The organism is Kribbella sp. NPDC000426, from assembly GCF_040300265.1.
Classification (GTDB): domain Bacteria; phylum Actinomycetota; class Actinomycetes; order Propionibacteriales; family Kribbellaceae; genus Kribbella.
The window spans coordinates 390,808-413,225 of sequence record NZ_JBEPDK010000003.1; the positions used below are offsets into that span (position 1 = coordinate 390,808).

At 68.2% G+C, this 22,418-nt stretch carries 23 protein-coding genes, 1 tRNA gene and 1 other RNA gene; 10 read left to right on the forward strand and 15 right to left on the reverse strand.

The features are described from left to right. Positions 1 to 31 precede the first annotated feature (31 nt). Complete coding sequence (locus tag ABT313_RS15620) at positions 32 to 1,138, reverse strand: aspartate-semialdehyde dehydrogenase (RefSeq protein ID WP_350853162.1); 1,107 nt, start codon at positions 1,136 to 1,138, stop codon at positions 32 to 34. After that, entirely contained in the window at positions 1,135 to 2,403 is a 1,269-nt protein-coding gene (locus tag ABT313_RS15625) for an aspartate kinase (protein WP_134106040.1), read from the reverse strand. The genes ABT313_RS15620 and ABT313_RS15625 overlap by 4 nt, the downstream gene beginning before the upstream one ends. A gap of 266 nt (positions 2,404 to 2,669) precedes the next feature. Here ABT313_RS15625 and ABT313_RS15630 point away from each other — a divergent pair, with 266 nt between their 5' ends. Further along, positions 2,670 to 2,993: an ArsR/SmtB family transcription factor gene (locus ABT313_RS15630; protein WP_130445872.1), complete on the forward strand. Its 324-nt coding sequence runs from the start codon at positions 2,670 to 2,672 to the stop codon at positions 2,991 to 2,993. Between the two features lie 34 nt (positions 2,994 to 3,027). After that, the gene (locus ABT313_RS15635) at positions 3,028 to 3,621 is read left to right on the forward strand and encodes a dihydrofolate reductase family protein (RefSeq protein ID WP_350853166.1); all 594 of its coding nucleotides are present in this window, start codon (positions 3,028 to 3,030) and stop codon (positions 3,619 to 3,621) included. Here ABT313_RS15635 and ABT313_RS15640 read toward each other — a convergent pair. Then, positions 3,504 to 4,715, reverse strand: coding sequence for an MFS transporter (locus tag ABT313_RS15640; RefSeq protein ID WP_350853169.1), 1,212 nt, complete (start codon positions 4,713 to 4,715; stop codon positions 3,504 to 3,506). The two genes, ABT313_RS15635 and ABT313_RS15640, sit on opposite strands and share 118 nt — an antisense overlap. Before the next feature lie 94 nt (positions 4,716 to 4,809). On the opposite strand from ABT313_RS15640, the gene dinB reads away from it, so the two are divergent. Next, positions 4,810 to 6,006 (forward strand): DNA polymerase IV, encoded by a 1,197-nt coding sequence (dinB, locus tag ABT313_RS15645; RefSeq protein ID WP_350855111.1) that lies wholly within the window; start codon positions 4,810 to 4,812, stop codon positions 6,004 to 6,006. On the opposite strand, the gene ABT313_RS15650 is transcribed toward dinB, so the two are convergent. The 8 genes from ABT313_RS15650 to ABT313_RS15685 all read right to left on the reverse strand — a co-directional run bounded on the left by ABT313_RS15650 (position 6,003) and on the right by ABT313_RS15685 (position 14,342). Next, the gene (locus ABT313_RS15650; protein WP_350853172.1) at positions 6,003 to 6,479 is read right to left on the reverse strand and encodes a GNAT family N-acetyltransferase; all 477 of its coding nucleotides are present in this window, start codon (positions 6,477 to 6,479) and stop codon (positions 6,003 to 6,005) included. The two genes, dinB and ABT313_RS15650, sit on opposite strands and share 4 nt — an antisense overlap. Further along, the gene (locus tag ABT313_RS15655; protein WP_350853175.1) at positions 6,479 to 7,927 is read right to left on the reverse strand and encodes a serine/threonine-protein kinase; all 1,449 of its coding nucleotides are present in this window, start codon (positions 7,925 to 7,927) and stop codon (positions 6,479 to 6,481) included. The genes ABT313_RS15650 and ABT313_RS15655 overlap by 1 nt, the downstream gene beginning before the upstream one ends. A gap of 21 nt (positions 7,928 to 7,948) precedes the next feature. Further along, complete coding sequence (locus tag ABT313_RS15660; protein ID WP_350853177.1) at positions 7,949 to 8,572, reverse strand: hypothetical protein; 624 nt, start codon at positions 8,570 to 8,572, stop codon at positions 7,949 to 7,951. A gap of 34 nt (positions 8,573 to 8,606) precedes the next feature. Beyond that, positions 8,607 to 9,251, reverse strand: coding sequence for a DUF5063 domain-containing protein (locus ABT313_RS15665; protein ID WP_137252074.1), 645 nt, complete (start codon positions 9,249 to 9,251; stop codon positions 8,607 to 8,609). Then, positions 9,244 to 9,843, reverse strand: coding sequence for a recombination mediator RecR (gene recR, locus ABT313_RS15670; RefSeq protein ID WP_350853180.1), 600 nt, complete (start codon positions 9,841 to 9,843; stop codon positions 9,244 to 9,246). The genes ABT313_RS15665 and recR overlap by 8 nt, the downstream gene beginning before the upstream one ends. Position 9,844: 1 nt before the next feature. After that, the gene (locus ABT313_RS15675; protein WP_350853182.1) at positions 9,845 to 10,399 is read right to left on the reverse strand and encodes a YbaB/EbfC family nucleoid-associated protein; all 555 of its coding nucleotides are present in this window, start codon (positions 10,397 to 10,399) and stop codon (positions 9,845 to 9,847) included. A gap of 262 nt (positions 10,400 to 10,661) precedes the next feature. Continuing rightward, complete coding sequence (locus ABT313_RS15680; protein WP_502883990.1) at positions 10,662 to 13,598, reverse strand: DNA polymerase III subunit gamma and tau; 2,937 nt, start codon at positions 13,596 to 13,598, stop codon at positions 10,662 to 10,664. A 105-nt stretch (positions 13,599 to 13,703) separates the two neighbouring features. After that, positions 13,704 to 14,342, reverse strand: a complete 639-nt coding sequence (locus ABT313_RS15685) for a nucleoside/nucleotide kinase family protein (protein WP_350853185.1) — start codon at positions 14,340 to 14,342, stop codon at positions 13,704 to 13,706. 56 nt (positions 14,343 to 14,398) lie between these two features. Between ABT313_RS15685 and ABT313_RS15690 the strand changes: the two genes are divergently transcribed. Continuing rightward, positions 14,399 to 15,214 (forward strand): nucleotidyltransferase domain-containing protein, encoded by an 816-nt coding sequence (locus ABT313_RS15690; protein WP_350853187.1) that lies wholly within the window; start codon positions 14,399 to 14,401, stop codon positions 15,212 to 15,214. 71 nt (positions 15,215 to 15,285) lie between these two features. Here the strand turns inward: ABT313_RS15690 and ABT313_RS15695 are convergent, their stop codons facing one another. Continuing rightward, the gene (locus ABT313_RS15695) at positions 15,286 to 16,911 is read right to left on the reverse strand and encodes a long-chain fatty acid--CoA ligase (RefSeq protein WP_350853190.1); all 1,626 of its coding nucleotides are present in this window, start codon (positions 16,909 to 16,911) and stop codon (positions 15,286 to 15,288) included. A gap of 164 nt (positions 16,912 to 17,075) precedes the next feature. On the opposite strand from ABT313_RS15695, the gene ABT313_RS15700 reads away from it, so the two are divergent. Genes ABT313_RS15700 through ABT313_RS15710 form a run of 3 tightly spaced genes read left to right on the forward strand, consistent with a single transcriptional unit; the run spans position 17,076 to position 18,844 of the window. After that, entirely contained in the window at positions 17,076 to 17,552 is a 477-nt protein-coding gene (locus tag ABT313_RS15700; RefSeq protein WP_350853193.1) for a MarR family winged helix-turn-helix transcriptional regulator, read from the forward strand. Positions 17,553 to 17,554: 2 nt separating this feature from the next. Then, a complete protein-coding gene (locus ABT313_RS15705) occupies positions 17,555 to 17,953 on the forward strand; it encodes an SRPBCC family protein (protein ID WP_350853196.1) in 399 nt (132 codons plus the stop codon). Positions 17,954 to 17,989: 36 nt separating this feature from the next. After that, positions 17,990 to 18,844, forward strand: a complete 855-nt coding sequence (locus tag ABT313_RS15710) for an alpha/beta fold hydrolase (protein WP_350853199.1) — start codon at positions 17,990 to 17,992, stop codon at positions 18,842 to 18,844. Here ABT313_RS15710 and nadE read toward each other — a convergent pair. Both nadE and ffs read right to left on the reverse strand, forming a co-directional pair. Continuing rightward, complete coding sequence (gene nadE / locus ABT313_RS15715) at positions 18,837 to 19,655, reverse strand: NAD(+) synthase (protein WP_350853201.1); 819 nt, start codon at positions 19,653 to 19,655, stop codon at positions 18,837 to 18,839. The genes ABT313_RS15710 and nadE overlap by 8 nt on opposite strands. Positions 19,656 to 19,683: 28 nt before the next feature. Then, an RNA gene (gene ffs / locus ABT313_RS15720) (signal recognition particle sRNA small type) lies at positions 19,684 to 19,780 on the reverse strand. A gap of 106 nt (positions 19,781 to 19,886) precedes the next feature. On the opposite strand from ffs, the gene ABT313_RS15725 reads away from it, so the two are divergent. Beyond that, the gene (locus ABT313_RS15725) at positions 19,887 to 20,702 is read left to right on the forward strand and encodes a TIGR03620 family F420-dependent LLM class oxidoreductase (protein WP_350853204.1); all 816 of its coding nucleotides are present in this window, start codon (positions 19,887 to 19,889) and stop codon (positions 20,700 to 20,702) included. Here ABT313_RS15725 and ABT313_RS15730 read toward each other — a convergent pair. Beyond that, positions 20,679 to 21,203 carry a GNAT family N-acetyltransferase gene (locus tag ABT313_RS15730; protein ID WP_350853207.1) on the reverse strand — a complete coding sequence of 175 codons (525 nt, stop codon included), beginning with the start codon at positions 21,201 to 21,203 and terminating at the stop codon, positions 20,679 to 20,681. The two genes, ABT313_RS15725 and ABT313_RS15730, sit on opposite strands and share 24 nt — an antisense overlap. A gap of 71 nt (positions 21,204 to 21,274) precedes the next feature. Between ABT313_RS15730 and ABT313_RS15735 the strand changes: the two genes are divergently transcribed. Then, a tRNA-Ser gene (locus ABT313_RS15735) sits at positions 21,275 to 21,362 on the forward strand. A gap of 193 nt (positions 21,363 to 21,555) precedes the next feature. After that, on the forward strand, positions 21,556 to 22,347 hold the full coding sequence (locus ABT313_RS15740) for a DUF7019 family protein (RefSeq protein WP_350853211.1): 792 nt from the start codon (positions 21,556 to 21,558) through the stop codon (positions 22,345 to 22,347). Positions 22,348 to 22,418: the final 71 nt, after the last annotated feature.

Below are 22,418 nucleotides of genomic sequence, written 5' to 3' on the forward strand. Positions count from 1 at the left end.
ACGGTCGCGTGTGCGGGCCTCTCCGTGTCCGTCAGGCCTTCGCCGGAGAAAACTCCTTGGCCACGACCTCGGCGATCTGGGCTGTGTTGAGTGCGGCGCCCTTGCGGAGATTGTCGCCGCAGACGAACAGCTCGAGCTCGTTCGGGTCGTCGAGGGACTTGCGGATCCGGCCGACCCAGGTCGGGTCGGTGCCGACGACATCGGCCGGCGTCGGGAACTCGCCCTCGGCCGGGTTGTCGAACAGCAGCACGCCCGGAGCATCCCGCAGTACCTCTCGCGCACCGTCCGCGTCGACCTCCTGCACGAACCGCGCATGCACCGACAACGAGTGCGTCGTCACGACCGGCACCCGCACACAGGTAGCGGACACCTTCAGATCCGGCAGCCCAAGGATCTTGCGGGACTCGTTGCGGACCTTGAGCTCCTCCGACGACCAGCCGTCGTCCTTGAGCGAGCCGGCCCACGGCACGACGTTCAGCGCGAGCGGCGCCGGGAACGGCCCGAGATCGTTGCCCACGACCCGCCGTACGTCGCCCGGCGAACTCCCCAGCTCGCGATTGCCCGACACCTTGGTCAGCTGGTCGTACAGCGCGTCGATCCCGGCCTGCCCGGCACCCGACGCGGCCTGGTACGACGCCACGACGAGCTGCTCGAGCTCGTAGCGGTGGTGCAGCGCACCCATCGCCACGATCATCGACAGCGTCGTGCAGTTCGGGTTGGAGATGATGCCCTTCGGCCGGTTCCGCGCGGCCTCGGCGTTCACCTCCGGCACCACCAGCGGTACGTCGGGATCCATCCGGAACGCGCCGGAGTTGTCCACCACGACCGCGCCCTTGGCGGCCGCGATCGGCGCCCAGTGCGCGGACACCTCGTCCGGTACGTCGAACATCGCCACATCGATACCGTCGAAGGCGTCCTCGCTGATCGCGACGACCTCGACCTCCTCGCCGCGGACCTTCAGCCGTTTACCCGCGGAGCGCTCGGACGCGATCAGCCGGATCTCTCCCCAGACGTTCTCCCGGGTCGAGAGCAGGGTCAGCATCACCGACCCGACGGCTCCGGTCGCACCGACCACCGCCAGCGATGGCAGGCCCGCCCGGTCCTCGATCGTGTTCTCCACAGCGCTCACAGGGGTCACCGTCCAGTTCCTCCGTACACGACAGCCTGGGTGTGCTCGTCGTCCAGATCGAATGCGGTGTGCGCCGCGGTCACGGCAGCATCCACCAGGTTCTCGTCCACGACCACCGAGATCCGGATCTCCGAGGTGGAGATCATCTCGATGTTCACGCCCGCGTTGGCGAGTGCGGAGAAGAACTTCGCCGAAACGCCCGGGTGCGAGCGCATTCCGACACCGACCACCGAGACCTTGCCGATCTGGTCGTCGTACAGCAACTGCTCGTAGCCGACCTCGTCCTTGATCCGGGCCAGGGCGGACATCGCCCGGGCGCCGTCGACGCGGGGCAGCGTGAACGAGATGTCCGTGCGGTTGGTGGCGATCGCCGAGACGTTCTGCACGATCATGTCGATGTTGGTCTCGGCGCCGGCGACCGTCTCGAAGATCCGGGCCGCCTCACCGGGCTTGTCCGGTACGCCGACGACCGTGATCTTGGCCTCGTTGCGGTCCTGGACCACGCCGGAGATTATCGCCTGTTCCATCTCATCCATTTCCTTGGCATCGACGACCCAGGTGCCTTCCTTCTGCGAGAAGGAGGAACGCACGTGGACGGGGACGTTGTAGCGCCGCGCGTACTCGACGCAACGCAGGTGGAGCACCTTGGCGCCGCAGGCGGCCATCTCGAGCATCTCCTCGTAGGAGATCTTCGGGATGTGCTTGGCGGCCGGCACGATCCGCGGGTCCGCGGTGAAGATGCCGTCCACGTCGGTGTAGATCTCGCAGTAGTCCGCCTCGAGCGCGGCGGCCAGCGCCACCGCGGTGGTGTCGGAGGCGCCGCGGCCCATCGTGGTGATGTCCTTGGTGTCCTGGGCGACGCCCTGGAAACCGGCCACGATCGCGATGTGGCCCTCGCCGAGGGCGCCCTCGATCCGGCCCGGCGTGATGTCGATGATGCGCGCGTTGCCGTGCGCGGACGTCGTGATCACACCGGCCTGCGAACCGGTGAAACTGCGTGCTTCGTAGCCCAGGTTGGCGATCGCCATCGCCAGCAGCGCGGCGGAGATCCGCTCACCCGAGGTGAGCAGCATGTCCAGCTCGCGCGGCGGGGGCAGCGGAGAGACCTGCTGGGCCAGGTCCATCAGTTCGTCGGTGGTGTCGCCCATGGCGGAGATCACCACTACGACGTCGTTCCCGGCCTTCTTTGTCGCGACGATCCGTTGGGCCACGCGCTTGATGCAATCGGCGTCGGCGACCGAAGAACCGCCGTACTTGTGTACGACGCGTCCCACAGTGTTTCTCCTCAAACCACTGGTTGCGGTACGCCGTGCGGCGTTGCACCAGGCGTAGTCTCGTCGGTCATTCTAGCCGTGACCTGACCGTTGCCTACCGGCCGACCAGCACCCGGGCCGGCTGGGCTTGAGACCTTCCCCACCCCACCGCCCCGGTCGTCCGGCAGATCACTGTCAGTACCGGAAGGTTCCCCGGGACCGGCCGTCGCCAACCGCAAACCGTCCGGTGACTTGTTCATATAAGTCATCACTGAAATACTTGTCCGGTGCACGCGTTCGACATCCTCGGCGATCCGGTCCGGCGCCGGATCCTTGAGCTGCTCGCCGACGGCGAGCTGCCGGCCGGCAGCATCGCCGGCACGATCGGCGCCGAGTTCGGCATCAGCCAGCCGGCGGTGTCCCAGCACCTGCGGGTGCTCCGCGACAACGGCTTCGCGACCGTGACCGTCGACGGCACCCGCCGGCTGTACGCCGTCGACCCCGGCCCGCTGCGCGAGATCGACACCTGGCTGGACCGGTATCGCAAGTTCTGGATCAACCGCCTGGACGCCCTGGAGACCGAACTGCACCGCGGCCGCCGCAAGGACTGACAACCTTCGGCCTGGAGTTTGCATCTGGCTTGGTATGCGGAACATCGTCGCCAGGTTGTGCATGTCCGAAGACGGCATCGTCGAGCGGCCGGAGCAGTGGCTGACCGAGCCCCAGCGGGCCCTCGGGGAACTGGTGGCCGGAGCCGGCACCGTGCTGCTCGGCCGCAAGACCTTCGAGCGGTACGCCGGAACACTGACCGGCCTCGAGCACACCCGGAACCTGGTGATCGGATCCCGTCCGGTGGTCGCGCGGCCGGGCACCGAGATGCTGCAGGGCGACACCCGCCGCGTGCTCTCCGCCCTGAAGGCAGTGCCCGGCGACGACCTGCACGTGATCGGCAGTCTGTCGCTGGTCCGCTCGCTGCTGCGGTGGCGGCTGATCGACGAGGTCTCGCTGCTCATCCACCCGGTCGCCGCGGGCCGGGGCATGCTGCTGGATCGTCGTCCACTGCGGCTGATCTCGATGTGCGCGCGCGACGGCGGCGTACTCGAGGCGAACTACCGCGTGCGCTATGCGGCGACCGCCGTACCCTCCAGTCCGCTTGTCTCGGCCGGCCGGTGGGGCGGCACGCGAAGCAGGGACAGGGTCGCGAGTACGGCGAGGCCGGCCGTCAGGACCCACGCGTAGCGAACGCCGAACGCCTCGACCACCGCGCCGGCCACAGCGGAGCCGATCGCTGAGCCGACCATGCCACCGCTCTGCGTCCAGCCGAAGATCTCGGTGTGCGCAGCCGTCGGTGTGAGCGCGCCGACACGCTCATAGAGGGCTGCCACGGTCGGTGCGATCATGCAGCCCGTCGCGAACATCGCTATCGCCAGTGCGACCACGGAGGCCGTGGCGAAGATGCAGACCGCGACCAGCGCGGAGAAGACCAGCATCCGCCGCCAGACTGCCGACGTACGGCCGCCGGGAAGCGCCCCGTTGATCACACCGCCGGTCACACTCCCCACCGCAGCCACAGTCTCGAGAATGCCTGCAATCAAACGGTTGCCGTGCTCATCGGCCACGGCGACCATGCCGAGCGACATCGACGCGAAGCCCATCACCAGACAGGCCCAGGCGATCAGGATCGGCGTGCGGTGCGAGTGGAAGATCAACTGCCAGGCAGTAGGACGCGGTCCGGCCGCAGCGTCGTGCGGTACGTCGGTCCGCTGGTTCATACCGAACCACCAGATAGCGGCGGCTGCCGTAACGGCACACGCCAGCAGGCCGGCGCGCGGACTGGCGAAGCTGACCATCACTGCGCCGAGCATCGGACCGAAGACGAACAGGAGCTCCTGCGCCGTCGCATCCAGCGAGTAGACGGCCCTCAGCCGGGAGCCGTGCACAATCCGCGGCCAGTTCGCGCGGAGTGCCGAGGTGACCGGTGAGACGAAGACACCGGCCAGCACAGCGGCGATCGGAAGCAGCCGGTACCAGCTGTAGGGCATCAGGGCGAGCACTGCCATCCACAGCCCCCACGCCATCCCCGTGCCGATGACGACCTTCCGTGCGCCCTTGCGGTCCGCCATCCGTGACCAGACCACGCTGGCGACCGCAGTACCGACCGAGTAGGCACCTGCCACCACACCGGCCCAGCCGAAGTTGCCGGCGGCGTCCTTCGCCAGGAACGACAGCGGGACCATCGTCGCCAGCACCGGCATCCGCGCGACCAGCGCCGAGGCCAGGAGCGCCACGACGCCGTGGGTCTTCCAGAGATCGCGGTACGCCGTCAGGTCCATAAGCTGCATTCTTTCCTGACAACGTCGGCCACCGCCTCGGGAATTCTCCCTATCTCGTTTTGTCGGTGGTATATGCGAACATGTGTTCGTGTCCATGGTGTCGCTGGGTGGTGCGAACATCCTGCATGCCGACCTCGACGCGTTCTACGCGTCGGTCGAGCAGCGGGACGACCCGCGCCTGCGCGGCCGCCCGGTGATCGTCGGCGCGGGCGTGGTGCTCGCCTGCAGCTACGAGGCCAAGGCGTACGGCGTGCGGACGGCGATGAACGGCGGCCAGGCGCTGCGCCGCTGTCCCGGCGCGATCGTCGTCGAGCCGCGGATGTCGGCGTACTCCGAGGCCAGCAAGGCCGTGTTCAAGGTCTTCGAGGACACGACGCCGCTGGTCGAGGGGCTGTCGATCGACGAGGCGTTCCTGGACGTGGGCGGCCTGCGCAAGATCCGCGGCACGCCGGTCGAGATCGCGCGACGGCTGCGGGCCGAGGTGCTGGCACGGGTCGGTCTGCCGATCACGGTCGGGGTGGCGCGGACGAAGTTCCTGGCGAAGGTCGCGAGCGGGGTCGCGAAGCCCGACGGGCTGCTCGAGGTCGCGCCGGACCGCGAGCTGGAGTTCCTGCATCCGCTGGACGTTTCGCGGCTGTGGGGCGTCGGCGAGGTGACGGCGGAGAAGCTGCGCAACCGCGGGCTCACGAAGGTCGGCGATGTCGCGATCCTGCCCGAGGCCGCGTTGGTCGCGATGCTCGGGCGGGCGTCCGGGCGGCATCTGCATGCCCTGGCGCACAACCGGGATCCGCGCCCGATCGAGGTCGGCCGGCGGCGCCGGTCGATCGGCTCGCAGCGTGCGCTGGGCCGGTCACCGAAGTCGCCGGCGACGCTCGACGCCGTGCTGGCCGGCCTGGTCGACCGCGTCACCCGCCGGATGCGCAACGCGGGGCGCTCGGGCCGGACGGTCACACTCCGGCTGCGCTTCGACGACTTCACCCGGGCGACCCGCTCCCATACGTTGCCCCAGGCAACGGATCAGACACGGGCGATCCTGATCACGGCCCGGGCGCTGCTCCGGGCCGCGCATCCGCTGATCGCCGCCCAGGGCCTCACGATGATCGGCATCTCGGTCGGCAACTTGGAGAACGAGGCAGCGTTGCAGCTGGCGCTGCCGTTCGACAAGGCGGCGAACAACGAGCTCGACTCGGCGCTGGATCAGGTCAAGGACAAGTTCGGCACGGACGCGATCACTCGCGGCATCCTGCTGGGCAAGCGGCCGGGGCTAGAGATGCCGATGCTGCCCGATTAGTCGAGTCGCAGTTCCAGCACCAGTTCGTCGTGGAGTGGGATGCCGTAGGCGCCGGTGAGCGGGATCGTGGGTTTGAGTTTGCGGGACTCGTCGACGGCGCCGGGTCTGATCTCGACGATGCGCATGCCGCGGCGCTGGTAGAAGCGGAGGGCGTCGACGTTGTCGTTCGTGGTGATCAGCCAGAGTCGCCGGGCGCCGGCGGCTTTTGCGGTTTCGGCGGCGGCTTCGAGAAGGGCTGTGCCTACGCCCAGGTGCGGCACCGGGGCGTCGATCGTGACGACCTCCAGCTCCTGGTCCTCCAGGTTGTACGTGAGCAGCCCGATGATGCGGTCGCCCTCTTCGGCCACGATGGCAGGCAGCGTGGTGGCGTCGTACGCGACGCCGTGGGCGACTGCGATGTGACTGCCCCACGACTGGATGAGCAGCTCGCTGATTCTTAGGCTGTCGGCGGTGGTGGCTGGTCGGATCTTCATCAGTAGGAATTGTCGTGAATGCGGCCCGCGTACCAGTTGAGGGCGGCGCGGAGTTCGTTGACCTGTGTCTGACGGCGGACGCGGGTGGCACCGTGCGCGATCGGATAGATCCGCAGGCCGCCGTGGTGACGACGGTGCGAGACCGGCAACTGGTTCTCGTACTGCGGTTCGAGCCAGGCGATCAGCCAGGGGCGTTTGCTGTCGCCGCCGACGTGGAGGCGTGTCACGCCGTACCAGGGGATGGTGGCTTCGCGGTAGGCGCGGTTGACCGTCAATCCCTGTGGAGACAGGTGGAGGACGACCTTTGGCCTGAGTACGAGAATCCAGTGACGGATCGCGAGGTACGCGAAGGTGAGGGAGATGAGGGCGTAGACCGTCGCGAGGGCGGGCCGGGCTTGCACTCGTGGATCGGACGGAATGAAGCCGAGAGCGATCAGCGTGGTGATCGCGGCAAACAAGGCCGGTCGAGCTCGGCTGGTCGCGAACCTCGCCCCAACCGCAGTTGGCGCCGGGCTGCCGCTCGGTGCTGGGGCTTGGGTGAAGGCTTCGGTCGGCGTGGGTAATGGCGGCAACCCTTGGACTGCTGTTGGCGGCAGGATCCTGGTGGCGGGTGGCAGGACGATCGTGGGCGGGTGGAGAAGGGCCGTCGGGACGGGCGGGCCCAGGATCTGCAGGATCTCCAGTGGTGTCGGGCGTTGCGCAGGATCGCGAGCCAGGCACCGGCGTACGACGTCGTGCAGCGGGCCCGGGAGCGGTGGGATGTGCGGATGCTCGTTGACGATCCGGTGCAGCATCGACGCCGGATTCCCGGTCGCGAACGGACCACGCCCGGACGCCGCGAACACCAGCACCGCACCGAGCGCGAACAGATCGCTCGCCGGCCCGATCCCGGTCCCGGTGATCTGCTCCGGCGACAGGTAACCCGGCGTACCGATCACCATGCCGGTCGCCGTCAGGCTCGCGTCCTCCAAGGCTCGCGCGATACCGAAGTCGATCACACGCGGCCCGTTGTCGGTCAGGACGATGTTCGACGGCTTCAGATCGCGATGGACGACGCCGCTCGCGTGGATCGCCATCAACGCCTCGGCCAGCCCGCTCGCGAGCAACTGCACTCCCGCCGGCGCCAACGGCCCCGACGTCTCGACCGCCTTCTGCAGCGTGGGTCCCGGCAGGTACTCCGTCGCGAGCCACGGCCGCTCGGCATCCGGATCAGCATCGACAACTGCCGCCGTGAACGCGCCGCTCACCTTGCGCGCAGCGTCGATCTCGCGGGCGAACCGCGCCCGGAAGCCGGAATCACCGGCCAGCTCATCGCGAACCACCTTCACCGCGACCAGCCGCCCACCCGGCGAACGCGCGAGGTAGACCGCACCCATCGCCCCACGGCCGAGCCGGCCCTGGATCGCGAACGATCCGACCACCGCCGGATCGTGTGGATGCGTTGTCATCGGGCGACACGCTAACGCGCATCAGGATCGCGGGTAACCGATCTCGGCGATCCCTTCGGACAGATCGCTCAATCGTCGCTGCCTGTTCAGCGACGTGACGACGTACTCCGTCAGCGGCATCAGCGCGTACACGTGCCGGATCGCGTCGAGGTCGAGCGCGACTTCGTAGTACTCCTCGGCGAACGTCAGGTACGCCTCGGGCCGCCCGTCCGCGACCAGCTCGAACAGCCAGTCGGCGCCGTCGCGGTCCACGTTCTCTACCGGGCCGGAGCTCCAGGCCGGGTCATCCGTCGTACGCCAGAAGCACACGGTCGCGCGGGGCACCCCGTCGTCACTGAACGCCTTCTCGTCCCGCGCGGCATGAAACACCTCGGGCACGCCGTCGACCAGGCCGGGCCACAGCTCGTGCCCGTTCACGTACGGCGACATCGGCGACTCGTGGTCGAACCCGTACGCGAACGCGCCGTCCGGCGAGAACACGATCGAGTACTCACCACCGGATCCGTCCCGCATCAACGCAGCTTCCTCGGTCTCGGACCATCGTGCGTCGAACTCGTAATACCTGGTGCTCGCGTCCTCGTTGAGCACCAGGTCAAGCACCGCCAATGCCCGACTGACCCGCCGGACGGCCGCAGGATCCGGCATCCGCCGGATCACGTCATGAACAGACACCCTGAGGTCAGCGGCGCTGGACAGCTTCTTCGGCGACCTCGACGAGTTCGCGGTCGGTTGCCTCGGTCTCCGCGTCGTGGGCCGGCTCGAGCCGGTCGTGTGCGATCAGCGACTGGATGGCCCGCAGTACTGCGCTCGCGGCCGCACCCCAGGTGGAGACGTACGAGAACTGCCACCACCACAGCGCCTCGACGACCCGGCCGTCCTCGTAGTGCGCGAGGCCGTGCACGAGGTCGGTCGCGATCGCGGTGAGGTCGTCGGAGAGCCGGTTGACGGTGATCTCCGGCGGAGCGGCGTACGGGTCGAAGACCTCGGCGTACTCGTCCAGGCCCTCGAACAGCACCGCGAGCCGGTCACGCATCGCGTCGAGGTCCGGGTCCGGCCCGGCGTCGCTCTCGAACCGCTCCTCCGGGACGAAGTCCTCGAACGCACCCAGCCGGCCGCCGGCGAGCAGCAGCTGGCTCACCTCGAGCAGCAGGTACGGCAGGGAGGCGAGGCCTTCGTCGACCCCGTCCTCGTCCGGCTGCGCGGCGATGTCGCGCACCGAGATCAGGAAGCTCCGGACCTGGTCGGCGATCTGTTCGGCGAACTCGGTGAGGTCCTCGGAGTCCGTGGCCAATGCGCGCTCTGCAATATCGGTTGGTTCAGTCATCGATTGATCGTCGCCCTTCAAACGCCCGTCCGAGTGTGACCTCGTCGGCATACTCGAGGTCACCGCCTACAGGAAGTCCACTAGCCAATCGGGTGACGCGCAACCCCATGGGCCGCAGCAGGCGGCTCAGGTAGGTGGCCGTCGCCTCACCCTCCAGGTTCGGATCGGTGGCCAGGATGATCTCGGTCACCTCACCGCTGGCCAGCCGCTGCATCAGTTCCTTGATCCGCAGCTCGTCCGGCCCGATCCCCTCGATCGGCGAGATAGCCCCGCCGAGCACGTGGTACCGGCCGCGGAACTCGCGGGTGCGCTCGATCGCGACCACGTCCTTGGCCTCTTCGACCACACAGATCAGACTCAGGTCCCGGCGCGGGTCACGGCAGATCCGGCACTGCGCTTCCTCCGCGACGTTGCCGCAGATCTCGCAGAACTTGACCTTCTCCTTGACCTGCACGAGCACATGCGCAAGCCGCCGTACGTCGGTCTCGTCGGCCGCGAGCAGGTGGAACGCGATCCGCTGCGCGGACTTCGGGCCCACTCCGGGCAACCGCCCCAGCTCGTCGATGAGATCCTGAACGGCCCCTTCGTACACGTCAGCCCGGGTTCTGACCGGGCGTGCCGGTCCCGCTCCCCGGGTTCACGAACCCGACACCGCCATGAGACTCGTCCTGCGCCTGGCCACGGCTGTCGCCCGTGCCGCTCTCAGGGTCATCGCCCGGGCCGGACTCGACCGCCGGGGGCGCACTGGGCAGGCCGAAACCTGCCGGCGCCGACTGCCCGGCCGGAGCTCCGCCGAAACCGGGGATCCCGCCCTCGCCACCGAACGCGCCGCCCAGCCCACCGGCGAGCGGACCCATGGCGGCGGCAGCGGCCTGCTTCGCGTTCTCGGAGGCGTCGCGGACCGCGGCGACCACCAGGTCGGCCAGCGTCTCGGTGTCGTCGGGGTCGACGGCTTCCTTCTTGATGTCCAGGCTGAGCAGCTCGCCCGTGCCGGACACCAGGGCGGTCACCAGACCGCCACCGGCCGACCCCTCGATCTCCTGACCTTCGAGGTCTGCCTGCGCTTCCATCAGCTGGTTCTGCATCGCCTGCGCCTGCGCGAGCAGGTTGGACATGTCGAAGCCCCCAGCACCGCCACCGTCGAACACTGCGATCTCCTCGTCCGAACCGCTCTCCCGAGCCCCAAGCTTGCCTACCCGGCGCCGGACACGCGTCCGACGACCGGAGAACTCAACACTAGCCGGTCGGTCGGACAACCCCACGAACACCCAGAAACCGACCTGTCTCCCCAAAGTTATCCACAGCCTTGTGGACATCTTTTCCCACAAGGCTGTGGACACTGTGGACACTCACCGCCGGACAGTAGGCCGCAGCTGTGGACAGTGCTGTGTGAGCGAATTTCAGCTGAACTCAGTTGGTCTCTTCGGTGATCATCTGCGCGCCGAGGGTCTCCCTCAACAGGTCCGTATGCGTCCGCGGATCGTCATCCAGCACCATGTCGTCCTCGCCGATCGAGGCAGCTTCCTCCTCCGGCGTCAACGGCACCTCAGGCACAACCGGCGCCCGCGCCGCAGCCCGAGCCTGCTCAGCCGCCACCGCAGCCTCCGCCGCCCGCCGCTTACTGGCCGCCTGCTCCCGCCGATCCTCGACCGACTGCTTCGGAGCCTGCTCGGCGGAAGGCTGCGGAGCAGGCCGGGCCGCCTGACGGTCTTCCCACGGGTCCTCGGGAGGTACGTCGTACTCCGTGTCTGGTGGCTCTTGCAGAGCGACCGCCGCGCCGGCACCTTCTGTCCACTGACCGGATCGCGCGCCCTCAACTCCAGCCGCGCCTCGCTCAGCCCCTGCAGAAGCCGGCCGCCCACCGTCACCAGCCGCCGGTCCACCGCCTGGCACGCTGGCGCTCAAACCCGCCGACCCGGTACCCGACCCTGACGTGTGCCCACCCGGGTGATCGATCCCGGCATTGGCCCCGGTCCCCGCCGCCGAACCGTCACCGCTCGCGACACCGCTCGCGACACCGCCGGGCATCCCAGCCGCCGCGTCCGAACGCCCGCCAGCAGATTCAGCCGCTGCCGATCCAGGCGCAGCTGATCCAGGCGCAGCAGACCCAGGCGCAGCAGACCCAGGTGCAGCAGACCCGACGGCGCCAGGTCCGGGAGCGCCGGCTCCTGGACTGTTCGTAGCAGGACCATCTGCATGAGCCGGGCTCGAATCGCCTGGGCCATCAGGACTCACCCTGCCGCCACCCGGCTGAGGCGCAAACCCACCCGGCTGGCGACCGGGATCACCCGACTGCGGGCCAGGACCGCCCGACTGCGGGCCAGGGCGGTTGGTCCCTCCGCCACCGGCACCCGGGTCGCTCGACGGATCGACGACCGCTTCGATGCGGCGATCGACACCGATGGTGTCCACCATCGCCTGCCGAAGGATGTCGTCACTTCCGGACCGCGCAAAGCTCTCCCGAGCCCCCGCGTTCACCAGCCCGAGCGTCAACGTCTGATCGTCGATCGCGATCACCTGCGCGTTCTGGCTCAGCATGATCCAAGCAAACCGCCGCTTGCTCTTCACAGCCTCCAAAACCTCAGGCCACAACCGCCGAATATCCGCCAACCCAACACCCCCACCAGAGGCACCCCCACCAGCCGCAGCCCCGCCCCCCGCGGAACCTGCACCACCGGCAGGTGCACCACTCGGAGCCGCGCCGCTGGGCGAGGTGTCCGGACCATCGCCCCAGGCACCAGTACGCCCACCGCCTCCAGCCGAACCCGCACCATCAGCAGACGGGCTGCTGGGAGCCGCGCTCGGGATTCGGGTTGGCTCAGCGCTCGCCGAAGCTGCCCCAGCACCTGCCCCACCCGCACCGACTCCACCCGCAGCAGCCACAGCTCCAGCCGCTCCGTCACCCGCGCCGGCTACTGATCCACCGCCTGAAGCAGCTCGATCAGTCGGGCCGGCCGGAGCATCGCCGCCCGGCCTGCTCACAGCCGCCCCGTGGGAGGTACCTCCGGCTGTTGCGGCGGCTCGTGCGGCTGCGCGGCTGGTTGCGGCGTCTGCTCCCGGCACGCCGACGTCGCCAGGCAGGCCAGCCCCCGGCGTGCCTCCGGCGAATGCGGGCGCTTGGCCGGCGGGCGCCGTACCAGCGGCTGGCGGCGCGGATTCCGGCGTACCAGCTGGGGCTCCTATGGTCAGGCGGCGTTCCATGCGGTCCAGGCGGGCCTGGATGCCGTTGGTGGAATCGTCGGCGCCGGGGAGGAGGACCTTGGCGCAGATCAGTTCGAGTTGGAGGCGTGGGGCTGTCGCGCCGCGCATCTCGAGCAGACCGGCGGCGACGATGTCCGCCGCGCGCGTCAGCTCTGCCGGACCGATGCCGGCTGCCTGCGTCTGGAGACGCTCGCCCTGGTCCTCGGCTGCTTCGATCAGACCGGACGCGACAGCGTTGGGTACGGCGGACAGCACGACCAGGTCACGCAACCGCCGCAGCAGGTCCTCGGCGAACCGCTTCGGGTCCTGGCCGGTCTCGATGACCTTCTCGATCGTCTCGAACACCGCCGCGCTGTCATGCGCCGCGAACCCGTCCACACAAGCATCCAGCAACGAGTCAGGCGTGAAACCGAGCAGCGCGACCGCCAGCTCGTACGTCACGCCTTCCGGCCCAGCTCCACCGATCAACTGGTCCAGCACGCTCAGCGAGTCACGCACCGAACCCGCACCGGCGCGCACCACCAGCGGCAGCGCGGCCGGCTCGATCGCCACGCCCTCGGACTCGCACAGCGTGGCCATGTAGTCGGCCAGCACCTTCGGCGGCACCAGGCGGAACGGGTAGTGGTGCGTCCGCGACCGGATCGTCCCGATGACCTTGTCAGGCTCGGTGGTGGCGAAGATGAACTTGAGGTGCGGCGGCGGCTCCTCGACCAGCTTCAGCAGGGCGTTGAAGCCCTGCGTGGTCACCATGTGCGCCTCGTCGATGATGTAGATCTTGTAGCGGCTCTCGACCGGCGCGAAGAACGCCCGCTCGCGCAGGTCGCGCGCGTCGTCGACACCGCCGTGCGACGCCGCGTCGATCTCGATCACGTCGATGCTGCCGGGGCCGCCGCGCGCCAGGTCGGTGCACGACTTGCACACGCCACACGGCTCGGCGATCGGGCCTTTCTCGCAGTTGATCGCACGGGCGAGGATCCGCGCACTGGTCGTCTTTCCACACCCGCGCGGTCCGGAGAACAGGTAGGCGTGATTGACCCGGTTGTTGCTCAACGCGTTGCGCAACGGAGCCGTGACATGATCCTGCCCGATCACCTCCGCGAAGGTCTCCGGGCGGTACCGGCGATACAAGGCAAGGGGCGCTTCCACCCGGCAACCCTAGCGCTGCCGTCGGACATTTCCTCGCCCGCGCACCCGCCGCCCGACTGGTCGCGTCGGACGATCACAATCGCACAACCAGCGCCTGGGACCGGATCAGGTACTGCGAGCCCGGATCGCCGGATGAGCCGGGTCGTGGTGGTCGATGACGACGGTGGCGGTCGCGGCGGGATCGCAATGCGCCTGGTACGCCCGCCAGCCCGGGATGAACTGCGTCTCGAACACCTCCCGCGTGGCGTCCTCCCCGCCGTATCGGTCGCGGTCGCGGAGCAGGCCGCGCCGAAGCATCTCGTCCTCACCGATGTGCAGACAGATGCCGACGTCCCAGTACGGACGTAGCGCGGTCTGCAACAAAAACACTCCATCGACAAGCAGGACAGCGTCGTACGGCGCGGTGCCGGTCGCGCCCTCCGCGTCTCGATAGCACAGATCGCCGCCAGGCCCGAGTGGGATCAGCAGTCCGGCAATCAAGGCAGCCAGGTCGAAGTTGTCATCGAAATAGCCGGCCGCTGGCACGCCCGGGGACTGCGGGCGCTCCTCGACCGGCCTGATGTAGTCGTCCACGCTGACTCGGATCGCTGGACGGACGCCGGACAACGCGACGGCGAGCTCGTCGGCCAGTGTCGTCTTGCCGGCCGTATCCGGCCCGTCCACCGCGACCCGCACCGGACGATCGCGGGAAATGCCGTCGATGACCTCGACCAACTGAGTCAGCACAGCCTGCCGAGTCGTCACCTTGCGACCGTAGAGCCCCGACCTGAGGAAAGGCAGACACGGTTTAGCGTGGCGTGATGGTGACTGGGGATGAGCGGCAGCAAGGAGTTATCGCGCGGGCTCAGGAGGTGCTGCCCCGCGACGACCGGGTGCTCGGGGTGTATCTGATTGGGAGCTATGCGACGGGTGCGGCCGACCGGTTCAGCGATGTCGACCTGCATCTCGTGGTGACGGACGACAGCCTGGAGTGGTTCGGCGACCATTGGGACGACGTACTGCGGGAGCTGACCGGACCGACCGTCTTGACCGACAAGGTCCCGGGCTTGATCGGCGGACTAGGGATCACGCCGGACTGGTTACACGTGGACCTGTTCGCCCACCCGCTGGCATCATTCGAACGGGATCAGTACGACGGCGTCCGGGTCCTCTTCGACCGGGACGGCACGCTGTTCCCCGACGGCGATATCGCAGCGGAGGGCGGACGGCCCGGCGAACCGTACTGGCCGGCTTCGAACGTCAACCTGTTCTTCTATTTCCTCGGGAACCTGGTCACGGTCCTCGGCCGCGACGAGCGGATCGTCGGCAACCAGGGCGTCGGCGCCATCCGCGACCAACTCGTCGCGCTCCTGCTGGCCGAACGCGGCGTACGCCGGACCACCGGACTCAAGCGCCTCAACGCCCTCCTCTCCGACGAACAACGCGCCGCGCTCGAGGCCGTGCCCGCCGTCGGCACCGATCCCGCCGAGATCATCGCGGCGAATCAGTACATCTGCCGTCAGTTCATCACCCGCGGCACCGCCCTGGCCAAGCGGACCGGAAATGCTTGGCCGACCGAGTTCGTCGACGCAACCCTCACGCACCTCCGCAATCACTTCCAGATCGACTTCGCCTGACCCCGCCAACTTCTGATGGTTGCCGAAGGCATACACCTCGCATGCCCACGGCAACCAAACTGGGCACCGACTCACTCCATGTGGTAGTTGGCGAACCGGGTGCGGAGGTCCTTCTTGGAGAACTTGCCGACCGAGGTCTTCGGGACCTCGTCGATGAACTCGACGGCGTCCGGGACCCACCACTTCGCGACGAGCGGACGCAGGTATTCGAGGATCTCCTCGCCGGTCACTGTCGCCCCCTCCTGGACGACGATGCAGGCAAGTGGCCGCTCATCCCACTTCGGATGTGGCACACCGATGACTGCTGCTTCTCGGACTGCCGGGTGGGCCATCAGCAGGTTCTCGAGCTCGACCGAGCTGATCCACTCGCCGCCGGACTTCACCAGATCCTTCGTCCGGTCGACGATCCGCACCGAACCGTACTGGTCGATCGCGGCGACGTCGCCCGTCTTCATCCAGCCGTCCTCGGTGTTCAGCTGGACACCGTTGTCGGGCCGGTAGTACTCGGCGGCGATCCACGGGCCACGGACCTGCAGCTCGCCGGTGGCCTCGTCGTCCCAGGGCAGGGCGTCGATCGAACCGGGCTCGACGATGCGCACCTCGACGCCGGGCAGGGGCAGACCGGCCCGGGCCCGGAGGTGGGCCTGCTCCTCCTCGGGAAGGTCAGCGCTCCGCGCGGGAACGTGGGACGCGGTCGCGACCGGACTCGTCTCGGTCATCCCCCACGCCTGCAGGATCGGCCGGCCGAGCTTCTCCCGGAACGCCTCCGACAGCGCCAGCGGGACCGCGGAGCCGCCACACGGGATCCGCCGCAGCTTCGGCAGCTCGACGCCGTCCAGCAACGGCAACAGCCCCTGCCAGATCGTCGGCACCCCGGCCGACAGCGTGACCTCCTGCTCCTGAAGCAGCTTGAGGATCCCCGCCGGCGTCATGTCAGGCCCCGGGAACACCAGCGACGCGCCGGCCATCGGCGCCGCGTGCGCCAGACCCCACGCGTTCGCATGGAACATCGGGACGACCGGCATCACCGTGTCCGTCTCGGTCAGCCCGATCCCGCTGTTCGTCAGCACGCCGATCGAGTGCAGCCAGGTGGACCGATGCGAATAGACCACGCCCTTCGGATGCCCCGTCGTACCGCTCGTGTAGCACATCGCGGCGGCCTGGTTCTCGTCCTCGACGTGGAACTCGACCGGCTCCGCCGCGGCCAGCAGCTGCTCGTAGTCGTGGAACCGTGGGTCGTCCGGGACCTCCGCACCCGGCGCCCCGGCCGGCAGGTCGTCCATCACGACCACGTGCCGAACCTCCGGGAGCCGCTCGAGCAGCGGCAGGAACAGCCCCAGCAACGAGCGGTCGACGAACACGACCTCGTCCTCGGCGTGATTCGCGATGTAGACGATCTGGTCCGGGAAGAGCCTGATGTTGAGCGTGTGCAGCACTCGGCCGGTGCAGGGCGCGGCGAAGTACAGCTCGAGGTGGCGCCCTGAGTTCCACGCGAACGTCCCGACGCGGCCGTCGGCGGTGATCCCGAGCGTGTCCAGGACGCCGCCCAGCCGTCTGGTCCGCTCCGCCCACTCGGCGTACGTCAGCTTGGTCGGCGCCGGACCGCCGGTGTGGACGGTCTTGTCCGGGTAGAACTGCTCGGCCCGGCGGAAGATCGTGTCCAGGGACAGTTGGTAGTTCTGCATCAGACCCTTCATGCAGACACTGTGCCAGTCGCGATGTGGCCTTGGCCATGACCTCAACCGGACTTTCTCCGGCACTCTTCCGGAACCCGTCGCCTGAGGCAACAGCTACCGACCGATTCCGGTGACACTCCGGCCTGATAGATGATATGACATACGTGTCGTGTAACATATTTGCCATGAAGGTTGTCGAGGAGCTTCGCTATCTGGTGCTGGCGATCCAGCGCGAGGGCAATCGGCTGCTCGCTACCGAGCTACGCCCGCTGGGCATAACTCCTTCCCAGGCAGAGGTTCTCCGCGTCCTGCGGGACCATGGTCCGCTCACCCTCAACGCCCTCGGCGGGTTGCTCGTCTGCGAGACCGGCAACAGCCCGAGCCGCCTCGTCGATCGCCTCGTCGCCCAAGGCCTGGTGAAACGGGGTATCGACACGGTCGACCGGCGCTACCTCACGCTCAGCCTCACCGCGCAGGGCCGGGCCCTGCACCGCCGCATCATCACCGCCGAAAACCGGCTGCACCGCACCATGAACGATCTCGTCGCCGGCCACGCCCTCGACGAGACCATCAGCACACTCCGCACGCTCGCCGGCGCCTTCCCGGCCGGCGCGGCACTGGCCCGTCGCCGGGATCCCGAACTCGCCACTCAGGAGAACTAGTCATGGAACAGGCCACCGAAGTCATCCACGCCGGCCCCGCGGCGATCCGCCATGTCCTGCTCGACGCGCTCGCCCTCCCGGAGTGGAACGAGGCGTTCCTGGCGATCGACGGACCTGCCGAGGCGGAGCTCGGCAGCAGCTATGCGCTGCGGGTCCGGCCCGGTTTCGCCGGCGAGCTGCAGTACACAGTGGTCGAGCCGGACCGGATCGAGATCAGCTGGCAGGTGCCCGGGTTCTGCGAGGTCGGGACGTGGACGATCGGTCCGGACGGCCGCGTTACTCACACGTTCGAGCAGTCCGGTCCGCTGGCGACCGTCCTGCGCCCGGCGTACCGGAACATCGCGACCATCCGCCTGGCCCGCCTCGCCAACCGCGTCCGTCAGTTCAGCCACGCTGCCTGACGTACGGCGACCCGCGGCCGCCGTACGCTCCCTGGCATGCTCATGGAGATCCGTGGCAGCAGGCTGTACGTCGATCAGCGCGGCCACGAAGACGCCCCGCCGCTGCTGTTCATCCACGGCGGACCTGGCGCCGGCTCGTACGACTTCCTGGCCTTCCAGGGCGATCGGCTCAGCCGGCGTTTCCGGCTGATCGCGGTGGACCAGCGCGGCGTACAGCAGTCCGATCCGCTGACCGGACCGGTGAGCGAGCAGGACCTGATCGCCGACTTCGAGGCGCTCCGCGAGCAGCTCGGAGTAGAGCAGTGGTCGATCCTCGGCCACTCGTACGGCGGTCGCCTGGCGCTCCGGTACGCCGTCGCTCACCCGGTCGCCGTGACCAAGGTCGTCTTCGAGAACCCGGGCTGGGACATGGTGCTGGCCAGCGACACTCTCGTAGGCGCAGCGCTGTCACTGCTCCCTGGTCTGGAGGCTCCACCGCCCCACACCGGTCCGGCAACGAAGGCCATGTGGGACGAGCGGATCGCGGTGATCGCTCAGCTCGGCGACCGCCGGATGGAGATCTACACCGGACCAGACGCCCGGGACCTCCAGCTGCCGGCGGACACTGAGATCTCAGACGAGTTCCACTCGCGCTCCGGCCACTTCCACGACCAGATCACCCGATCAGCCAGCTTCGGCGAACCAGTGCTGCAGCACCTCGCTGAGCTCACCCAGCCCGCACTGCTCATCAAGGGCGAGTACGACCCGGCCACCAGTAAGCAGGAGATCGAGCTGTTCCGGTCCGACGTACCGAACGGCACCTATTACTACGCGGCCGGCACCGGCCACTTCGCACACGCGGAGCAGCCAGACCTCTACGCCGAGCTGGTGACGGAGTTCTTGCTCAGCTGAACGCCAGCGGCACTGCGCGCTTGTGAGCGGTACGGCGGTGCGTGGCGATGATCGTGCTCGCCGCCTTCTCGTCGACGTCGAGCCCCTCGAGGAAGTCGTCGATCTCGTCGTACGTCACGCCCAGCACGGCCTCGTCGGGCACGCCGGGGTTGTTCGTCTCCAGGTCGGCCGTCGGCACCTTGCCAGTGGTCTCCGGGTCCGCACCGAGCCGCTCGCCGACCGCCCGGACGCGGCGCTTGTTCAGACCGGACAGCGGTGTCAGGTCGCAGGCGCCGTCGCCGTACTTGGTGAAGAAGCCCATCACCGCCTCCGCCGCGTGGTCCGTGCCGATCACCAGCGCGCCGCGGGCACCGGCCACGACGTACTGCGCCACCATGCGCTGGCGTGCCTTGATGTTGCCGACGTGGAAGTCCTCACGGTCACCGAGCCCGGCGTGGCGCACCGACTCGACCATGGCGTCCGTGGCCGGCTTGATGTTCACGTCGAGCGTCTCATCGGGCTTGATGAACCCCAGTGCGCGCTGGGCGTCCGCCTCGTCGGCCTGCACGCCATACGGCAGCCGCATCGCGACGAAGGTCGCCTGGCCGCCCTCGGACCTGATCCGCTCGACCGCCAACTGTCCGAGCCGCCCTCCGACCGCGGAGTCGACGCCGCCGCTGATGGCGAGCACGTAGCCCGCCGCGCCGGTCGTCCGGAGCTGGTCGGCCAGGAACTCGACCCGCTGCTCGATCTCGCTGTCCACGTCGAACCTCGCGGGGACGCCGAGCTCGGCGATGATCAGTTCCTGCAGGTAACGGCTCTCGGGATTCATCGGACTCCTCACGACGCCAGGCCCCGGACATAAGGATTCCCCGCGCACCCGGAAGAGCTCACTTACCCTTGCTGCCTTCCGGCCCTGGGGGGTTTGGGCGAGATACCGCCACGCGGGGAACCAGCCATGAGTGTACGGGATCCCTCCGGCCAACCGGGAATCGGACTCCACCGCCCACGCTCTGAGCGAACAGCCTGGCCACCTGACCCGATCCGGGCTCACCCTGGATGAGTGACGGATCATCAATTCGGCCCGTTCGGGATCACGACCGGGCTGGACAGCAGTGCTGAGTCGATTGCCGCAGCGCAGGCGGCGGAGCAGTCCGGGTACCCCGCGATCTGGCTGTCCGGCGGTCCGCTGCCCGGGCTGCAGACGATCGTCGACCTGGTCGGAGCGACGACCTCGATCAAGTTCGTCAGCGGGATTCTGGGAGTGACGCAGTACAGCGCGGCCGATGTGAGTGCGACGTACGCCGCACTCGAAGCGAGCGCGCCGGGTCGGTTCACCGCTGGTCTTGGCGGGGCGCACGGTCCCAAGCCGATCGCGACGCTCAACGCGTATCTGGACGAGCTGGACGTACCTGTGGAGCGCCGGGTGCTCGCTGCGCTCGGTCCGAAGATGCTGGCTTTGGCCGGCCAGCGGACTGCCGGCGCGTACCCATTCCTGACCAGTGCGGCGTACTCCGCCGAGGCGCGGAAGGTCCTGGGCCCGGACAAGCTCCTGGCGGTCAGCCACCTCGTCGTACTCGAGCCGGACGGGGACCGGGCACGGGCGATCGCTCGGGACACGATCAGCTTCTTCACGCGGATCCCGGGGTACATCGCGTCGCTGAAGCGGCAGGGGTTCGATGAGCGCGATCAGGCCTCGTTGCCCGACCACATGGTCGACGCACTGGCCGCTTGGGGCAGTCCAGCCGACATTAAGGCGAAGCTGAGTGAGCATCTGGACGCTGGTGCTGATCACGTCGCAGTCAATGTGATCACCGGTGAGACCGGTCCGCAGCCGATCGAGCAGTGGCGGACGCTAGCTCCCACTCTGCTCGGCTAGCGGCTTCTCGTAGAGGCGGGCGACCGACTCCAACTTGTCGTAGCGGTACGGGCGCTCCTCACCGGTCGACTCGAACCCTTGCCGCCGCCAGAACCCGGCGGCGACCTCAGCATTGGTGTCGACCACGGCGAGGCGCAGCGTGCGGATCTCGGGCCAGGTGGTCCCGACGTACCGCTCGACGAGGCCGTACGTCGCCCCGCCGTACCCGAGACCCTGGTGCTTGGCGTGGACCTCGAGCAGGCCGATGAAGGCAGTCTGGTCGTTGGGGAAACCTCTGAGCAGGTCAACGACCGCAACCAGCCGGTCCGCGGCGAAAGCGCCCAGTACGACCTTGGACTCCTCCGGCAGGTCCTCCGGACGCATCATCAGCAGGCTCTGCGCGTCCGCCGATCCAGGCGGGTAGCCGGTGATGCGCTCGGTATACCCAGGATCGGACTCGATCAGCTCCTGCAGCGCGTCCACGTCACCCGGCCCGATCAGCCGCAGTACCAGCTCGTCCATGCAGCCGACCCTAGACGAGCAGTCTCCCCCGATTTCGGATTCCCCCGCTCCCTTCGGTATCCTCTCCGCTTGGAGGATTCGCCTAGAGGCCTAGGGCGCACGCTTGGAAAGCGTGTTGGGGGCAACCCCTCACGAGTTCGAATCTCGTATCCTCCGCCACTCCCCCAGAGTGAAGAACCCGCAGGTCAAAGCGCGGTTTCGAACTTTCGGACGGTCGACAACAGCCGGGGCGGCTCCCACATCTGGGAGCCGCCCCGGAACCGTCTGGTCTCAGTTTTGGTCTCAGTTGTCGGTGGTCTACCCATATTGCGAGCACAGGCACCCATGGCAGGCACGGACGAGAGGCGGCGGCATGGTCACGGACAACTGGCCCGTCGATGTGAAGTACTGCTCACGGCGGCTCGTCCGTCAGATCGTGCAGCAGGACGCTGCACCTCGAAGGAAGTGGCTGAAGGGGATCGGCATCAGCGCCGGTGTCGCCCCTGCTGGCATCTCAGCGGATCTCGGGCCGTCTGAGGCAGATCACGGCAACCTCTACGACCTTGTCCGACGCGCGACCGCTGCGGTCTCGGACAACACCGGGACGCTTGCGTCACCAGGCGAGTATGTGCGCACGACCCTCGACGTCACTTGGGGCGCAATCCCAGTCCATATGGGATGGGAGCGAGCGCAGAATGTACGGGTGGCGAGCTTCTTCGCGAACGCGGAGGTCGCCGGCGTCGGCGGTGTGTTCCTTGGCCTGTTCGGCTCAGCGACCAACTTCCTCGGGATCGCGCAGGACGAGTACCGCGGAGGCTGGATGCCGTCTGAGGTCGAAGGCCTCTATCAGATCCTGGACGACACGTCCGAACCCGGAGACCCAGAGGTTTCGACCGAATTCATCCACTGGGACCAAGACCTCGACTCAGAATCGCGGATCCATTCAGCCGTGACGCTCTACCAAACAGCATCCGCCCACGGCGGAGGCGCGGTGGAGCTTCTCTTCAAGCCGTATCTGACTGCGCACGATGTCGATCTGTCCTTTCATGGCCTGAGGTCGCATGACAAGAGCGGCCGCTACGGGCTCGTCATGCTCGGCGCGCCAATCTGGGTGTCGACACCCCTGCCCGGGGCGGACCGAACAGCGCTCCCGTTTGCTCCATGACCAAAGACATGCGGCCTCGACCGGAGTCGAGGCCGCATTCGATCCGCTACGCGCGAACTGAAACCCCGTGG

Bases quoted from the DNA above. Each gene is read 5' to 3' on its own strand.
- ABT313_RS15635 (WP_350853166.1), top strand. From the start codon at position 3,028: ATGCGGAACATCGTCGCCAGGTTGTGCATGTCCGAAGACGGCATCGTC.
- ABT313_RS15710 (WP_350853199.1), top strand. From the start codon at position 17,990: ATGCTCATGGAGATCCGTGGCAGCAGGCTGTACGTCGATCAGCGCGGC.
- ABT313_RS15740 (WP_350853211.1), top strand. From the start codon at position 21,556: ATGGTCACGGACAACTGGCCCGTCGATGTGAAGTACTGCTCACGGCGG.
- ABT313_RS15705 (WP_350853196.1), top strand. From the start codon at position 17,555: ATGGAACAGGCCACCGAAGTCATCCACGCCGGCCCCGCGGCGATCCGC.
- ABT313_RS15690 (WP_350853187.1), top strand. From the start codon at position 14,399: ATGGTGACTGGGGATGAGCGGCAGCAAGGAGTTATCGCGCGGGCTCAG.
- ABT313_RS15660 (WP_350853177.1), bottom strand. From the start codon at position 8,572: ATGCCGGATCCTGCGGCCGTCCGGCGGGTCAGTCGGGCATTGGCGGTG.
- nadE (WP_350853201.1), bottom strand. From the start codon at position 19,655: ATGAATCCCGAGAGCCGTTACCTGCAGGAACTGATCATCGCCGAGCTC.
- ABT313_RS15640 (WP_350853169.1), bottom strand. From the start codon at position 4,715: ATGGACCTGACGGCGTACCGCGATCTCTGGAAGACCCACGGCGTCGTG.
- ABT313_RS15695 (WP_350853190.1), bottom strand. From the start codon at position 16,911: ATGAAGGGTCTGATGCAGAACTACCAACTGTCCCTGGACACGATCTTC.
- ABT313_RS15730 (WP_350853207.1), bottom strand. From the start codon at position 21,203: ATGGACGAGCTGGTACTGCGGCTGATCGGGCCGGGTGACGTGGACGCG.
- ABT313_RS15665 (WP_137252074.1), bottom strand. From the start codon at position 9,251: ATGACTGAACCAACCGATATTGCAGAGCGCGCATTGGCCACGGACTCC.
- dinB (WP_350855111.1), top strand. From the start codon at position 4,810: ATGGTGTCGCTGGGTGGTGCGAACATCCTGCATGCCGACCTCGACGCG.
- ABT313_RS15655 (WP_350853175.1), bottom strand. From the start codon at position 7,927: ATGACAACGCATCCACACGATCCGGCGGTGGTCGGATCGTTCGCGATC.
- ABT313_RS15650 (WP_350853172.1), bottom strand. From the start codon at position 6,479: ATGAAGATCCGACCAGCCACCACCGCCGACAGCCTAAGAATCAGCGAG.
- ABT313_RS15700 (WP_350853193.1), top strand. From the start codon at position 17,076: ATGAAGGTTGTCGAGGAGCTTCGCTATCTGGTGCTGGCGATCCAGCGC.